The sequence below is a fragment of the Marinicella meishanensis genome, assembly GCF_019931145.1.
GTDB lineage: Bacteria > Pseudomonadota > Gammaproteobacteria > Xanthomonadales > Marinicellaceae > Marinicella > Marinicella meishanensis.
The window spans coordinates 144,955-160,803 of record NZ_JAIOUV010000008.1 but is presented as its reverse complement, the minus strand read 5'-3'; the positions used below and the strand labels follow the sequence as shown (position 1 = coordinate 160,803).

13 protein-coding genes are annotated in these 15,849 nt (G+C 54.3%); 9 read left to right on the top strand and 4 right to left on the bottom strand.

The features are described 5' to 3' along the window. The first annotated feature begins 75 nt into the window (after nt 1–75). Entirely contained in the window at nt 76–2,661 is a 2,586-nt protein-coding gene (locus K7G70_RS14175) for a G8 domain-containing protein (protein ID WP_223789317.1), read from the top strand. A gap of 10 nt (nt 2,662–2,671) precedes the next feature. Here the strand turns inward: K7G70_RS14175 and K7G70_RS14170 are convergent, their stop codons facing one another. After that, nucleotides 2,672–4,129, bottom strand: coding sequence for a choice-of-anchor Q domain-containing protein (locus K7G70_RS14170; protein ID WP_223789316.1), 1,458 nt, complete (start codon nt 4,127–4,129; stop codon nt 2,672–2,674). 271 nt (nt 4,130–4,400) lie between these two features. On the opposite strand from K7G70_RS14170, the gene K7G70_RS14165 reads away from it, so the two are divergent. Beyond that, a complete protein-coding gene (locus K7G70_RS14165) occupies nt 4,401–6,017 on the top strand; it encodes a M28 family metallopeptidase (protein WP_223789315.1) in 1,617 nt (538 codons plus the stop codon). 9 nt (nt 6,018–6,026) lie between these two features. On the opposite strand, the gene K7G70_RS14160 is transcribed toward K7G70_RS14165, so the two are convergent. The 3 genes from K7G70_RS14160 to fabR all read right to left on the bottom strand — a co-directional run bounded on the left by K7G70_RS14160 (nt 6,027) and on the right by fabR (nt 9,020). Beyond that, a complete protein-coding gene (locus tag K7G70_RS14160) occupies nt 6,027–7,121 on the bottom strand; it encodes a fatty acid desaturase family protein (RefSeq protein WP_223789314.1) in 1,095 nt (364 codons plus the stop codon). After that, nucleotides 7,121–8,224: a flavin reductase family protein gene (locus K7G70_RS14155; RefSeq protein ID WP_223789313.1), complete on the bottom strand. Its 1,104-nt coding sequence runs from the start codon at nt 8,222–8,224 to the stop codon at nt 7,121–7,123. Before K7G70_RS14155 ends, K7G70_RS14160 begins: the two co-directional genes overlap by 1 nt. A gap of 181 nt (nt 8,225–8,405) precedes the next feature. Next, nucleotides 8,406–9,020 carry an HTH-type transcriptional repressor FabR gene (gene fabR, locus K7G70_RS14150; RefSeq protein ID WP_223789312.1) on the bottom strand — a complete coding sequence of 205 codons (615 nt, stop codon included), beginning with the start codon at nt 9,018–9,020 and terminating at the stop codon, nt 8,406–8,408. A gap of 396 nt (nt 9,021–9,416) precedes the next feature. Here fabR and K7G70_RS14145 point away from each other — a divergent pair, with 396 nt between their 5' ends. The 7 genes from K7G70_RS14145 (at nt 9,417) to K7G70_RS14115 (ending at nt 15,727) form a co-directional block, all read left to right on the top strand. Further along, the gene (locus tag K7G70_RS14145) at nt 9,417–10,673 is read left to right on the top strand and encodes a M12 family metallo-peptidase (RefSeq protein ID WP_223789311.1); all 1,257 of its coding nucleotides are present in this window, start codon (nt 9,417–9,419) and stop codon (nt 10,671–10,673) included. A 148-nt stretch (nt 10,674–10,821) separates the two neighbouring features. Further along, complete coding sequence (locus K7G70_RS14140; RefSeq protein WP_223789310.1) at nt 10,822–11,838, top strand: alpha/beta hydrolase; 1,017 nt, start codon at nt 10,822–10,824, stop codon at nt 11,836–11,838. Beyond that, nucleotides 11,835–12,410, top strand: a complete 576-nt coding sequence (locus K7G70_RS14135; protein WP_223789309.1) for a NifU family protein — start codon at nt 11,835–11,837, stop codon at nt 12,408–12,410. Before K7G70_RS14140 ends, K7G70_RS14135 begins: the two co-directional genes overlap by 4 nt. Nucleotides 12,411–12,424: 14 nt before the next feature. Next, on the top strand, nt 12,425–13,252 hold the full coding sequence (locus tag K7G70_RS14130) for a tetratricopeptide repeat protein (protein ID WP_223789308.1): 828 nt from the start codon (nt 12,425–12,427) through the stop codon (nt 13,250–13,252). 24 nt (nt 13,253–13,276) lie between these two features. Beyond that, nucleotides 13,277–13,792 carry a protein tyrosine phosphatase family protein gene (locus K7G70_RS14125; protein ID WP_223789307.1) on the top strand — a complete coding sequence of 172 codons (516 nt, stop codon included), beginning with the start codon at nt 13,277–13,279 and terminating at the stop codon, nt 13,790–13,792. A gap of 37 nt (nt 13,793–13,829) precedes the next feature. Beyond that, nucleotides 13,830–15,233, top strand: coding sequence for a glutamate--tRNA ligase (gene gltX / locus K7G70_RS14120; RefSeq protein WP_223789306.1), 1,404 nt, complete (start codon nt 13,830–13,832; stop codon nt 15,231–15,233). An 11-nt stretch (nt 15,234–15,244) separates the two neighbouring features. After that, on the top strand, nt 15,245–15,727 hold the full coding sequence (locus tag K7G70_RS14115) for an AAC(3)-I family aminoglycoside N-acetyltransferase (RefSeq protein WP_223789305.1): 483 nt from the start codon (nt 15,245–15,247) through the stop codon (nt 15,725–15,727). Nucleotides 15,728–15,849: the final 122 nt, after the last annotated feature.

The window sequence follows — 15,849 nt, the reverse complement described above, 5'->3', positions numbered from 1 at the left end:
AGCAGGCCATGATGGGATGACAATCACATATTCAATGGCTGAGATGGTCTAACATGTGGTACTGTGGTGAAACCAATGAAATTAAAAATGAAAGGCGCCCATTGGGGCTGGTGTTGTTTGTTGCTGATGAGCTGGTCGATCGCCATTGCGCAACAGCACCAACACGAAACCGCCATGCGTGGTTTGATTGACAACCAAGACATCACCCACACCGCGGTCAACAACGGCTCCTGGTTCGATCCCAACACCTGGTCAGGCGGACAAGTGCCAACGGCCGAGGCTTGGGTGCTGATACCAGCTGGCGTGCAGGTGTTGTATGACCAAATCAATGCCATGCCGCTGCGGGCGGTCCGGGTCGATGGCCAATTGCGTTTTGCCACCGACCAATCCAGTGAGATGCGGGTAGACACCTTGTTGATTGAAAGCAGTGGTCGCTTGTTGGTGGGCACAGCGCAGCAGCCGGTCGATGCGGGCGTGTCGGTGACGGTGTTGTTTCGTGATTTGGGCGATTTGGATGTGGTCAAAGACCCCGCTTTGATGGGCCGTGGTCTGTTGGCCAATGGACCGGTGCAGATACATGGCGCCCACAAAACCCCCCATTTGAAAGTCGCGGTTGATCCCTTGGCGGGACACAACCAGTTGGTGCTGGCCGCCGCACCGCACAATTGGTCAGTGGGCGACACCCTGGTGGTGGCAGGCACCAAATATTCAGGCTGGAAATGGGACAACAGCATCCAGTCGGTGCGCTACCACGGTACCCAGGATGAAGTGGTGACCATCGCCGCCATCAATGGCGCCACCATCACTTTGGACCAGGCCTTGGTGCATGACCACTTCACCCCCAGAGCTGACTTGAAAACCTCGGTGGCCAACATGAGCCGCAACGTCACCTTCGCCACCGAAGACCCTGAAAGCACCGCCACCCACCGCCGTGGTCATGTGATGTTCATGCAGGATGCCCCGGTGGATGTGCGTTATGCGTCATTCTGGCAATTGGGCCGCACCGACAAATCGTTCTTGACTTTGGAAGCAGCCGACTTCGATCCCATCACCCCAACCAGCAACGTGCGGGGCCGTTATGCTTTTCACTTGCACCGCAAAGGCATCGCCAATCCAGAACAACCGGCGATCGCCATTGGCAATGCGGTGTTTGGTTCGCCCGGGTGGGGATATGTGCACCATGACAGCAACGCCACCTTCCAAAACAACGTGTCGTTTGACACCTTTGGGGCGGGTTTTGTGGCCGAGACCGGCAATGAAATCGGTACCTGGACAGACAATTTGGCGATCAAAGCCGAGGGCAACAGTGCCTTCAATCCGAAAAACGGCAACGACCGTGAGTTGTTTGACATGGGGCGCACCGGCGACGGTTTTTGGTTCCAAGGCCGCATGGTGCGCAGCATCAACAACATCGCCGCCAGTGTCAACCACGGTTTTGTTTACTTGCATCGGGGCACCGGAATGCTGCCCTTTCCAGGATCGGCTTTCATGCTGCCAGAGGCATTGAATCGCAACGGCCTGACTGGGGTGGATGATGCGCCGGTGTTGTCATTCGATGGCAATGAAAGCTTTGCCTCAACGGTCGGCCTGTATGTGGTGAAGGCCAACCCCAACCAACAACACGATGTGCACAGCCATTTCAAAAATTTCACCGCCTGGGAAGTGCGGGCGGGATCGGCGATGGAGTACACCGCCCATTATTTGTTGGAAAATTTTGACGTCATTGGCAAAACCCCTGAGCCCTTCAGCAGCGCCGCTTTTGGCATCGAGTTTGGCACCAACACCAGCGACATGGTGATCAATGGCGCGCACATCCAGGACATGCCAGTGGGCGTGATCCTCAGCAAAGATTACACCAGCCCGACCCCGCCTGAGGCCAATCAATACGTATTGATTGATGTGACGTTCGATCAAGTGCCCCTGCCAATGGAGTTCTATGATCCGTCACTGGATCAAGTGTTAATGGCAGCGGATTTGGTGCCTGGTCAGTTCGATGTGAACATCAATGGTGGGGTGTATGAATTCCTGTCTCCAGCCACCAGTGCCGGCTCTGGTTTGCCTTGGGTGGGCAGCAAAACCGATCACATCGGAGCCACCCCGGTTCCGGCTGGTACCGATGATGTGGGGGTGCCGGTGATGGACATGATTGGCACCACCGAACAAGACGGCTATCGCCGCACCGCCGGTGGCACACCTTATGTGGTGGTCGAGGAATTTTTCACCGAACGGGCCACCGGCACGGTGCACAAATTGGGTCTGAAAACCTTGCTGGGTCCCGATGTCGACGCCATTTTGGGCAATCAGTTTCATGCTTGGCGTGATGCGTTTCAAGCCGGCATGATCGATTTGAGCAGCTTGCCACCGGTGCCAACAGATGATTGGGCCACTGCCAGCACCGCCCGTCCGGTGTTGATTGATTTGTTGCACAACGACCAGGACCCTGAGGCCGATGCCATGCGCATTGATGGCATTTTTCAACCGGGCCATGGGCACGTTTACCTGCGGGAAAACGGTCGCGTAGAATATGTGTCAGATTATGATTATGTGGGTACCGATCAATTCCGCTATTGGGTGACCGACGATCAGGGCAATTACAGCCCGGCCACCGTCCAGGTGAATGTGGTCAATGACTTGATCTTCGCCCATGACATGAGTCCATAAGGGCAGGGCATCAGTCGAAATCAAAGGCCCAGATCACATCGTTGGCCAGATTGTATTCGTAGGCACCGGCGTCGCAGTCACCGGCCACCGGGCGGTTGTTGCCAACTTGATCAGTGACCACCAAGGTGCCGCAGCCGGCATTACCGGCCATGTCGTCGACGTGGTTGTACAACAAACTGTCTGGTCCAAATGAATGAACGGCCACCCCGGCGTCATTGAATTCGATCAAAGGACTGAGCAGCAAGCCACCCACATTCAGGCTGTTGTTGTCGCCCAAGACATCGCTGCCCGCATAGGCTTCGATGATGGAATTGTTGATGATGTTGTTGTCATTAAGCACCGTCAACAAGGGGGAGAACACACTGGCTTCGATGATGATGTTGCCATTGGCGCCAACCCGATTGGCTTCGCTTTGATCGCCATTGAAGGCCGCCGTGACGAAGCGCAACAAGACGTTCTGTCCACTGTTTGAATTGATGTGTATGCCATCACCTTGGCTGCCTGCCAGGTTGTGGCTGATGGTGGTGTTTTCCAAAGTCACGTCATGGCCCAAGCCGCCAGCCACGCCAACCCCGCCACCATTCAGTCCAGCCTGATTGAAACTGATTTCTGAGTTGGTCAAGCTCAGTCCGGCATTGTTGACATACAAGCCACCCCCTGATGCGGCCGACACATTGCCACTGATTTTGACGTTTTCAATTTGGGTGTCGGTGGCCCCGTCGATCAACATGCCAGCGCCGGATTGACCGCCTTGGGTGCGGCCTTCGGTGAGGCTCAAGCCACTGAGAAAAAACCGCTCACTGTTGGCAGGGACCAACAACACCCGATGGCTGTCGTCACCGGACACGGCGATTTGGCCAGGGCCTGGTCCTTGTACCGTCAAGTCAATGGAGGTCACTTCCAAGGGAGCAGTTAAAGTGATGGTGCCGGTCAAGTCGCGCCGGAACTTCACGGTGGTGGGCTGACCGTCATTGGCGGCATAGCTGAAGGCTTCTCGCAGGGTGCATTCGGTGCCATCGCAGGTTTGGTTGCCGGCGTCTGACAGGGCATTGACTTCGATGAAATTAAGGGCAGCAGAGACTTCTGCTGAACCGGTGTTCATGGCGCTGTTTTGCATCACGTACTTGAAATCAAAAGTGGCGGCGGTGTTGCTGTTCGAGGTGAAGGAGACGTTGTTGTCATCACCGGCACCGTTGATGTTGACCGCGCCAGTGGCGTTGCTGTAGCTGTTGTTGGTACACATGGCGTCGGGTGTGCCAGTGGCGCAGACCGCGATCACTTCTTTGAAATTGTCACCGGTACCGGAGTCGTCGTTACCCAACACATCCAGCACCGAGCCGGCGCTGTTGATGGCGGTTTCGATGTTCAGATCGTCGTTGGTCAACGGAATGCCGCCACCGGCCATGGCTGGAGAGACGTTCACCAAGCCGGTGGCCAGGATCAATGTAAAGGGGGTCAAATGATTCATCAAAGACGCCTGCTGCAGAAAAAGTGGCCTGATTCTAACTGAATCCCGCTGGCTTTGCATGTCGCGACTTCACAAATTCAGGTGCCCATGAACATGACTTGTGTACTATTCTCTTTTGTGCGTTGGGCCGTTATGCTTTTGAAGCACCATGAGTCCGCCAGCCCGGGCATGCACTTGACCGCATGCCATACCAAGGTCCGCGGGATTACCCACCCATCGGCGTTGGTCCCAACAGGGAACATCGCTGAGCATCAATGACCCTGACCACACCATGAATAAATCACTGACCTTTTTGACTTTGAGCTGCTGTTGGCTGCTCAGCCAACCGGCCGTTGCCGACCACCCCAACACCGCGCAACGTTTTGCGGCGCACATGGACTTTCTGGCTTCTGACTTGTTGCGAGGCCGAGACACCGGCAGCGTTGGGCACGAAGTGGCCGCCCAATACATCGCCACTGAATTTGCCAAGATGGGCATCATGCCTGCCGGCGATGAGGGCTATATGCAGCGCATTGAATTCAAGTCGGCTTGGTTGGCTACCGACTCGCCGCAAATGACTTTATTGCGAGGTGATGAGGCGATTGAGTTGAGCTTTTTGGATGAATTCATGGTCGCTGCCAACATCAACCGCACCGAATCGGCCGTTGAAGGGGAGTTGGTGTTTGCCGGGTTTGGCATCGATGCGCCCTATTTGGAATACAGTGATTTTGATCAAGTGGATGTGGCCGGTAAAATCGCGGTGATTCTCAGTGGCAAGCCCAATCATTTTCCCAGTGAAGTGGGCGCGCATTACTCCCGCAAGAAAACCGAAGCTTTGGTCAAACGCGGCGCCATTGGGGTCGTTTCGGTGTGGACGCCAGTGACTGAGAAGGTGTTTGCTTTTGCCAAGGCCAAAGATTACATCGACAAACCCCGCATTCGCTGGGTGGATGATCAAGGCCAGGTACAAAATGGATTTCCTGAAATCCAAGGTTCGGCCTCTTTGAGCATGGATGCCGGTCAGCAGTTGTTCAAATTGGCAGGCATGGACTTGGACCGATTGTTTGTACAGATAGAAGCCGGTGAGAAACCGGTGGGTCAAGCCATGGGCATCCGCGCCAAAATCAGCTACCAATCAAGCCATTCTTCGGTCACCAGCCCCAATGTGATTGGCGTCTTGGAGGGCTCTGACCCGGTGTTGAAAAATGAATACGTGCTGCTCAGCGCGCACACCGATCACATTGGCGTGTCGGAACACATTGAGCTCGGTGACAAAATCAACAACGGCGCCATGGACAATGCCGCCGGGGTGGCCACCTTGTTGGAAATGGCCCATCTGATCACCCAAAGCCAAGATCGACCCAAACGATCGATCTTGTTGGCCATGGTCACGGCCGAAGAAAAGGGGCTGTTGGGCTCCGACTACTTTGCCCACAACCCGACCGTGCCATTGAACAACATCGTGGCCAATGTCAATTTGGACATGCCGGTGCTGACCAATGCCTTTGATCAGTTGATTGGTTTTGGTGCCCAGCACAGCAGTTTGTGGGGCGTGATTGAGTCGGCGGTGGCCAAGAACGACATGCATTTGATCCCAGATCCGATGCCGGAACAAAACATTTTTGTGCGCAGCGATCAATACAGTTTCGTCAAGCAAGGCATCCCGGCGGTGTTCTTGGTAACGGCCGATAAAGTGGGCATGAAATTTGAAGCGCATGAGATTTCCAGTCAGGAATTCATGGTCAAACATTACCACCAACCCTCAGACCAGTTGGATTTGCCGATCAATTATGAAGTGGCCGCCAAATTCGTTGAAATCAACCGGGCCATTGCCCTGGAAGTGGCCAATGATGCCGAGAGGCCGCAATGGAATCAAGACAGTTTCTTTGCCACCATCACCGAACAGTGACGCCGCCGGTCAGGCCGACGGCTGGCTGGGTTCTTTGACTGCTTTGTCTGGCCAAGAATAACGCCACAAGCGCTGCAACACGGCGCGGTATTGGGTCCAAAACGAACCGCTGTTGTACGGAATCCCGTGTTTGTTGGCCACCGCTTCAACTTGGGCCGCCATGGCGGGGTAGCGGCGGGCTGGGATGTCAGGAAACAAATGGTGTTCAATTTGGCAGCTCAGATGTCCGGTCATCAGGTGAAACCAGCGGCTGCCGGTGAGGTTGGATGAACCGAGCATCTGCCGGTGATACCACTGCCCTTGAGATTCGTTGGCGCAATCATCGGCGTGGAAGGTCTGCACATCCTCGGTGAAATGGCCACAAAAAATGATGGTTGAGGTCCACAGGTTGCGGATCAAATTGGCGCCCAGATTGGCCAGCAGCACCGGCACAAACAAGGGGCCGGCCAACAACGGGAAAAACACATAGTCTTTGAACAATTGCCGGGCCGCTTTGCTGAAAAACATGCGTTTCAAGGCGTCATCACTCAAGGCGCTGGTGCGGTTGGCTTTTTTGCGGCCTTTGAACACGCGTTCTGCAGCCAATTCGTGGTAGGCCACACCCCATTCAAACAGCAGGCTCAAATTCAGATAAGTGATGAATTGCCAACGGTTTTTGGGCCGCCAGGCCAAGTCATCACTCATGCGCAACAAGCCGTAGCCAAAATCCCGGTCTTTGCCGATGATGTTGGTATAGGTGTGGTGTTCGTGGTTGTGGATGCGGCGCCATGATCCGGCGTCTGCCGCAATGTCCCACTCATAAGTTTGGCTGTTGATCAGTGGGTCGTTCATCCAATCGTATTGGCCGTGCAGTACATTGTGGCCAATTTCCATGTTGTCGACAATTTTGGCCCAGGCCAACAACAGCATGCCTGGCAGCAACCACCACAGGCTGAAAAAGCCCAACATCAAGGTGATGCGACCGAGGATTTCGGCGCCGCGTTGCCAACGAATCAGCCGCCTGATGTATTGGGCATCGGCGGTGCCGACTTGTTGCCAGGTGGCCGCTTTGATGGCATTCAGGTCAGCGGCCAATTGTTGGTAATTGATGGTTTGTTGACTCATCACAGCTCCAGGGAAACCGGGCCAAGCGGGATCGACACACACAGCTGGATGTCTTCTGGTCCCGTGTCCGAATGTTGTTGGGTCAGCGTGTTGTAAACCAAGCCCTTGGTTTTGCGGCATTTGCATTGATGACAAATGCCCGCTCGACAACCGCTGTTGGGTAGGGTGTCGGCCTGTTCAGCCAATTGCAGCAAGGTGTGTGATCCGGTGCTGTTGATGGACTTGTTGGACTGGGAGAAGTGTACCGAAACCGGTTCCCCATCATGCCCTGCATTGGCAGGGATGACCGCTGCTTGGCCAAATGATTCCTGGTGCAGTTGTGCAGGGTCAAGCCCCAGCCCAAGCAATTGTTCGTGGGCTGCCTGCATCATTCCGGCTGGGCCACACATGAACACCTCGCGTTGCGATAAATCCGGGCAATGCGACAACAGTTGTTGGGGCTGGATCAAGCCGCTGGTTTCGGTGTCGATCATGACCGCCCGAAAATGGGGCATGGATTGTTCTAAGGCAGACCATTCAGCTTTGAACAAGGGCTCACGACCGGCGTTGTAGTACAGCAAGGTGATGTCATGTGTTGGGTTTTGATGGACCCATTGTTGCAACATGGAACGGATTGGGGTGATGCCACTGCCGCCGGCAATCATCAAGGCTTTGGCGGTGGTTTTGGGGGCAGTGAATCGCCCATGGGCTGGGGTGATGCGCAGCCGGGATCCTGCTGTCAGCAAAGTCGGTAATTGGGGTGTCACTGTGCCCTGTGGTTGGGTCTGGATGGTCAGCTCTATCAGGCCGGTTTGTTGCCAATGGCTGGGTGCCTGCGACAGGCTGAATGTGCGCCAGTAAAGGCGGCCATTGAGTTCGACTTGAACCGCGACGTGCTGTCCGGCGACAAAACCCGGCCAACGGCGGTCCGGTTGCAGCACATAGGTGTGTACCCGGTCGCTTTCGGCGCGCACCGACACCACCCGAGTGCCATGTAGATTGGCTGATTTTTGGGGTTGCCACCAGGGCCTGAACGGTGCCAGGTAATCGCCCCAGCGTCGCTGATTGGTTAAGGCTTGGCTCAACCATGATGACATGGATTTGGCCGACAATGATCGTGACATGTGGGTGTTTGAAACTGATGTTTGTTTAGCGTACAAGTGTACTCTTAAATTGTGAAATTTCAATGACTTCGGTATTAGAATTACTCATTAATTAGTTATCTAACTGAATTAAATGGATAAATTGAATTGAAATAATTGGAAGAAAAGTTACGCTTGTGCGCTTATTTTGGGTGAATTTACTTTATTTGGCAGGTTCGACCTGGTGCATGGCAGCCGCGCCGGCGGCGATGTAGCGCAATTGTTCGATCGCCCGCTGTTCCAATTCGGTGCGACGCACGGGTTTGCTGTCGATCGATTCGGCACCGGCATTGAAAATCACCGCCACCATGGCTTCGGCCTGGGCATGGGCCGATTCTTGATGAAAGCCGGCGGCCAGGATGTAGTCGGTCAACTCCACCACAAAATATTGAATCTCTCGGGCCACGGCATCGCGCAAGGCTCGGGTGGTGCCAGACCGTTCGTGAAACAAGATGCGGAAAATGTTGGGATTGGCCCGGGTGAATTCCATGAATGTTTTCACTGAGGTGGCAATGACGCTGCCTTTCTTCTTCATCCGTTGGCGGGCTTTGCGCATCACTTGGCGCAAGGCCAAACCCGATTCATCGACCAAAGTCAGCCCCAGTTCTTCCATGTCTTTGAAATGGCGGTAAAACGAAGTCGGGGCAATGCCGGCTTCACGCGCCACCTCACGCAGACTCAAGCTGGCAAAACTTTTGCTTTCACTGAGTTGCCCAATGGCCGCATCGATGATGGCGCGACGGGTGCGTTCTTTTTGTTGTGATCGAGAGGTGGCCAAAAATTTTTTGTGTTGAAAAGCAGTTAGGTTATCAACTCACGAAACCAGGCGCAAGTCTTGTGGTGCGGTATCGCTGTCATCTGTTTGTCATTAATGTGATGCCGTTAACATAAAGGGCTGCGTTTGGCTGTCACAATGACATTTGGTTTGTGCCTGAGGGTGCAAATCAACAGAGCGGTGTTGCGGAATCACACAACAATAATACAGATCCCAGCACCGATTGATTGGTTGAAACAGAGAACCAATCAATGGAGTGTCGCTTTACCCACAATCTTGGATGCTGACAACATCCAACCTTGAACACAGCCACCGTGTGCCTGTGTCGGTTATTGCGTCCCAAGACGGGACCTTCGCTGTTTTGACCTCCCAACCATAAAAATAATAGAGGAGTTCATCATGAATCACATGAAACAAATGGCGGCCATAGGCCTGCTGTCAAGTGCTGCCGCTTTTGCGGCCCAGGCCCAAGTGGATTTGTTTTACCCGACCACCAAAACCGTGGAGGGGCTGCAAGCCAAGTCCACGGTGATCCAGGCGATGCAAGCCAATGACAGCGTTGAGTACATCGAAACCATTGGTTTGAACGTGGCGGCTTTGCAAGCCGACAACCGTTCACTGACATTGAATTTTGCGGCGGACCTGCAATTGGACACCCAACAAATTGACACCTACGCCATCGACGACGAGGCCTATGCCTGGGTGGGTGAAATTGACTTGGGCATGAACAAAGCGTTGAAGCCGATTGACGATCCGAGTGTCATCAATCCCCACCAAGCGGTGTTCATGGTCCATGGTGACCGTGTTTTTGGACAAATCATCATTGACGATTTGGTTTACGAAATCCGCACCTTGGAAGCCGGTGGCGAATACCTGTTGATGAAGCGGGATTTCAGTGTCTTGAGTCACGCCGATGACACCCCTAAAGACCAGTTTCCCATCGACTGGGACAGCCCCAAATCCCTGGAGCCTTTGGCCCAAACCAAGGCGGCGTCTAATGTGGTGGATGTGATTCAGTTGATCACCGACCAAGCCATCGACGACGCCGGCGGGGTTTCCTCCGCGGTTGACGCCATGCGTTTTTTCATCACCCAATCCAATCAAGTGTACAGCAACAACCGCCTGGATTTGGAGATGCGCAACGCCGGCTTGTATCGGGCTGGGGCCGAGTTGAACACCTCGTCGACCAACATGTTGTCACGCTTGCGCCGCACCAATGACGGTTATTTGGACAATGTGCCCGGTTCTTTGCGCAACCAAACGGGTGCCGATTTGGTGGTGTTGGTGACCACCACCTTGCGCAACCAAGGCCTGTGTGGTCAAGCCGATGCCATCGGTGCATCGCAAGGGCGGGCTTTTTTCCTGGTGGATCATGACTGCACCAATTTCACCTTTGTGCATGAAGCTGGGCACTTGTTTGGGGCGCGGCATGACAACGACCCCAACACCACGCCCTTCAGTTACGGCCATGGTTTTGTCTCGGTACCCGGTAACTTCCGCACCGTGATGGCCGTCAGCTCGAACCCGCAACCGCGCATCGCCGGATTTTCCACGCCCAACCTGACTTTCGGCGGCCGGCCCATCGGCACCGCCAGTTTCAGTGACAATTCACGGGTCCACGCCGTGCGGGCGTCCACTGTGGCCGGTTTCCGGTAACCATCCTCTGCTCCAAATTGGCACCCATTGGGTGTTGGTAGAGTGGCCCCCAGGCAAGCGATTGTCTGGGGGTTTTTCATGGCGGTCGGTGGTGTAAGTTGTGCCCCGCATCGGTTAAAATGGCTGGCTTTGAATTCGGGCACAGGCCATGTCGATCCACAACCAGACCCAGTCATACCCTGCGGGGACCATTGATCATTTGGAAATCACTTCGGAATTGTTGAAAAACAACCCCTTGGGTGATCCCCGCCGACGCCGGGTGCCGGTGTATCTGCCACCCGGTTACGATGCCCAACAAGCCTATCCGGTGATGTATTATTTGGCGGCGTACACCAACAGCGGTCAAGGCATGGTCGCCTGGCGGGCTTTTGGTGAAAGCTTTCCCGAGCGGCTCAATCGATTGATCGCTGAAGGCCAGATGGGACCGACCATTGTGGTGTTTCCAGAATGTTTTACCCGACTGGGTGGTAACCAATACCTGGATGCGCCCGGCATGGGGGCCTATGCCAGCCACATCCACCAAGAGTTGATTCCGTTGGTGGAGCAGATGTATGCAGTGAAACCAGGGGCCGAGCACCGGGCGGTGTTGGGCAAATCCTCCGGTGGTTTTGCCGCGATCCGCTTTGCCATGGATTTTCCAGGACAGTGGGGGGCAGTGGCCAACCAATCGGGCGATGCCGGTTTCGATCTGTTGTACCAACGGGATTTCCCGGCGGTGGCCGATGTCTTGGCTCAATTCGATGGCGACGTGAAAAAATTGGTCAAGCGTTTCTGGAAGTCCAAAAAGATCATGGGTTCACACATCTTGGCCATGATGCACATCTGCATGGCCGCCACCTATGACGAGGCCAATGTGGATGACTGGGTGTTGCCCTTTGACCTGCAAACCTGTGCCTTGGATGAGGTCCGCTGGCAACGCTGGTTGGCCCACGATCCGGTGCAACGGGTGGACCAATCAATCCCAGCCTTACGGCAACTGAAGGGCTTGTTCATGGACTGCGGATTTCGTGATCAATATTTCATTCATTATGGCATGCGTCAGCTGTCGAAAAAGCTTGAAAAAGCAGACATCGAACACACATACAATGAATTCAACGGCACCCATTCCGGCATCGACTACCGCCTGGATGAGTCCTTACCCTTTTTGTACGAGAAGATCCAATGATTAAAGTCAGCGAATCGGCCATCGAGTTTTTGGCCGGCGTGATCAAGGAACAAGACATCGACAACCTGCACCTGAAGGTGGATGTGCAAAACCCCGGCACCCCAGCGGCCGATTGTCACCTGGGCTTTTGTGAAGCCGATGAGATGGATGACGGGTATGAGGTGCAAGACCTCGGCCCATTCAACTTGTATGTGGCCAAAGATGATCAGCCTTGGTTTGAAGAGGCCGCGATTGATTATGAAATTCAAGGTGCCAGTGGGCAATTGAACATCAAGGCCCCGAAACTCAAAGGTCAGGCGCCAGATGATGATGCGCCGCTGTTTGAACGGCTGTCTTATTTCATTGATGCCACCATCAATCCGATGCTGGCCTCGCACGGTGGCCATGCGTCACTGACGGCGGTGGAGGAAGACAAGGCCTACATTGAATTTGGGGGCGGCTGCCAGGGTTGTGGCATGGCCAAACAAACCCTGTCACAAGGCATGCAAACCCAAATCACCAGCACGTTTCCAGAAATCAATGAAGTGCTGGATGCCACCGACCATGCCCTGGGTGAAAACCCATATTATTGAGCGGAGGTATTGACATGTTAGACGCCGAACACGGGTCAATGGACCACGCCAACCCAGCCGACATCATCGATGTGACGGCCGAAACTTTCATGGCCGAAGTGATCGAAAAGTCCAAATCCGTGCCGGTGATTTTGGATTTTTGGGCAGACTGGTGTGAGCCCTGTAAGAACCTCACGCCGATACTGCATGGCATCATTGAAAAAAACCCGGGTGAGTTGCGACTGGCCAAAGTCAACACCGATCAGGAACAAATGCTGGCCCAGCAAATGGGCGTGCAAAGCCTGCCCACGGTGGCCTTGCTCATGGGCGGACAAATCGTTGATAATTTCATGGGGGTCAAACCCGAAAGTGAAATCATGGCCTGGTTGGAGCCCCATGTGGCCTTGACTGGCTCGGCCCCTGAGCCCGTGCTTGACAGCAAAGTGCAGGCCTTGATTGATGCCGGTGCTTATGAAGACGCCTTACAGGTTTTGGCGGCGATGCCTGCTGAACAGGCGGTGTGGCAGACCCTGGACGTGCATTTGTTGATGAACAACGTGGCCGCGGCCCAAGCGGTGTATGACTCTTTGAGCGATGCGCAACTGAAAATGCCCGAAGCGGACCAAGCCAAGGCCAAAATTCAATTGGCTCAGGTGGCAACCGAAGACGACCAATTGGCCACTTATCAACAGCAAATCGCCCAAGGCCAAGTGGAGCCAGCGATCCAAGGTTTGTTGGCGCTGTTGCAAAAAGACACCGCACAAGCCGAAGTCAAACAATTACTCATCGCTTCATTCAGCTTGTTGAACGACCCCAAACTGGCGGCTCAATACCGCCGCCGCATGGGTTCCATCCTCAATTGATGAAGCCTGCAATCGGAGCACAACATGGCAAGATTCTTTATGGCAAAATTCTTTTTTCTTACGTTGGTGTTGACGGCAACCCTGGTGGCTGCTGAAGACGCCACCAAGGGCTACCTGGACGGCGCCAAGCAAGTGGCGGACAACATTTGGATTGGTCCGCAGCCCAGCGCCGCTGATTTCAATGAACTGGCTGCCGAAGAAGTGACCGTGGTGGTCAACACCCGCACCGCGGCTGAAATGGACCAACTGGATTTTGCCGCCGATGCCCAAGCACAAAAGTTCAACATGAACTACGAGCTGATTGAAATCGGTCAAGGACACGCTTATTCACCGGTGCAATTGGCTCAGTTCAACGACTTCATGCAGGCCCATGAAGGGCAAAAAATGCTGTTGCATTGCCGCTCTGGCAACCGCGCCAGTCAACTCTATGCCGCTTGGTTGATCAAGCACCAGAACAAAACCGCCACCGAAGCCTTACAAGCCATTCAATCTGAAGAAACAGAATTGAATGATGCCATCAAAGCTTTGTTGGGCGAATGACCCCCATTAAATCAACACTGAGGACCTCACATACCGCATGAAAGTGATCACCCGATTTGCCCCCAGCCCAACGGGCTATTTGCATGTGGGCGGCGCCCGCACCGCATTGTTTTCCTATTTGTACGCCCGCCACCACGGCGGTCAATTCGAATTACGCATCGAAGACACCGACACCGAACGCTCCACCGAAGCGTCGGTGAATGCCATCTTTGAAGGCATGCAGTGGTTGGGTCTGGAGCATGATTCGGCGGTCAAGTTTCAAAGCAAAAACCTGGCCCGCTATCAGGAAAAAATCGAAGAATTGCTGGTAGCTGGGCAAGCCTATCACTGTGATTGCAGCAAAGAAAGGTTGGATAAAATCCGTGAACAGCAGATGAAAAACGGTGAAAAGCCTCGATATGACGGCAAATGTCGCGAACTTGGTTTGAATAAAACCGATCAAACCATCGTCCGATTCAAAACCCCAAAAAGTGGTTCGGTGACCTTCACCGATCACGTGCGCGGCACCATCACAGTGGCCAATGAGGAGTTGGATGACTTGGTCATTGCCCGGACCGACGGCATGCCAACTTACAATTTCAGTGTGGTGGTGGATGATGCCGACATGGGCATCACCCACGTGATCCGCGGTGACGATCACATCAACAACACCCCCCGACAAATCAACATCTACCATGCCTTGAACATGCCGGTGCCAGAATTTGCCCACGTGCCCATGATCCTGGGTGATGACGGCGCGCGCTTGTCCAAACGCCATGGTGCCGTCAGTGTCATGCAATACGCCGAAGACGGGTATTTGCCTGAAGCGGTGTTGAATTACCTGGTGCGCTTGGGCTGGTCGCATGGTGATCAAGAATTGTTCAGCAAAGTCGAAATGATCGAATTGTTTGACCTGTCAGGGGTGAATCGGGCTCCCAGTGCCTTCAACACGGAAAAATTGAACTGGATCAATCAACAATACCTGCAACAAGCCGACTCCTTGCGCTTGGTGGGCTTGGTCGAGCGTCGCCTGCAACACCTGGGGGTGAATTTACCCACCACGGTCAACACGGCAGCGGTGGTCGAGCTGTTCAAAGACCGGGCTCAAACCATCAATGAGCTGGTTGATATGGGCCTGTTCCTGTACCAACCCCTCAATGGCTATGACGACAAAGCCGAAGCCAAGGCCTTCAAAGAATCGGCCATTGAAGCGCTGCAAGCGGTGATCGCCGCCTGCCAAGCGGTGGCGGATTGGGCGCAGGCCGATTTGCATCAGTTGATCGCTGATGTGGTGGCTGATTTGGGTGTGGGATTTGGCAAAGTGGGCATGCCAGTGCGTCTGGCCTTGTCTGGTCAAGCCCAGGGTCCGGCCAATGACGCCATCATGCAGGTGTTGGGACAAAGCGAATCCATCAACCGCTTGCAAGCGGCTTTGGACCACGTCAACAACAAGTTCGCCTGAGCTTGGCGGTCATGACAGCAACGACCGATATCCAATCCGCCGCCTTTGAAATCCGGCCAATCACCGCCAACCGCATCGACTTGATGGACGGTTTGCTGGACTGTTTTGCGGTGAACTTTGCCGATCAGGCAACTTACAGCGCCCAACGGCCGAGCCGGGCTTACACCGAGTCTTTGTTGCACAGCGACACCTTCATGGCTTTGGTGGCTTGTGTGGGTCAACAGGTGGTGGGTGGTTTGGCGGCTTACGAACTGAAAAAATTCGAACAAGCCCGCAGTGAAATTTATATCTATGATTTGGCGGTCGATGCAGACTGGCGCCGTCAAGGCATCGCCACGGCCCTGATCAATGCCCTCAAGCCCATCGCCCAGGCGCGCGGTGCCTGGGTGATTTATGTGCAAGCCGACCAGGGCGATGAACCGCCCATCGCTTTGTACAACCGCCTCGGCGAGCAAGAAGCGGTGTTGCACTTTGACATTCCAGTCAAGCCTTGATGGGCTGTCGGTGATCGGTCATTGGGTCATGAAGCTGTAACATCCAATCGCTGCCATGCACACGTGATTTTCACCAGGCTTTGATCCGGTCTTGACAGGCGGGTGCCTATATTGAATGTTTT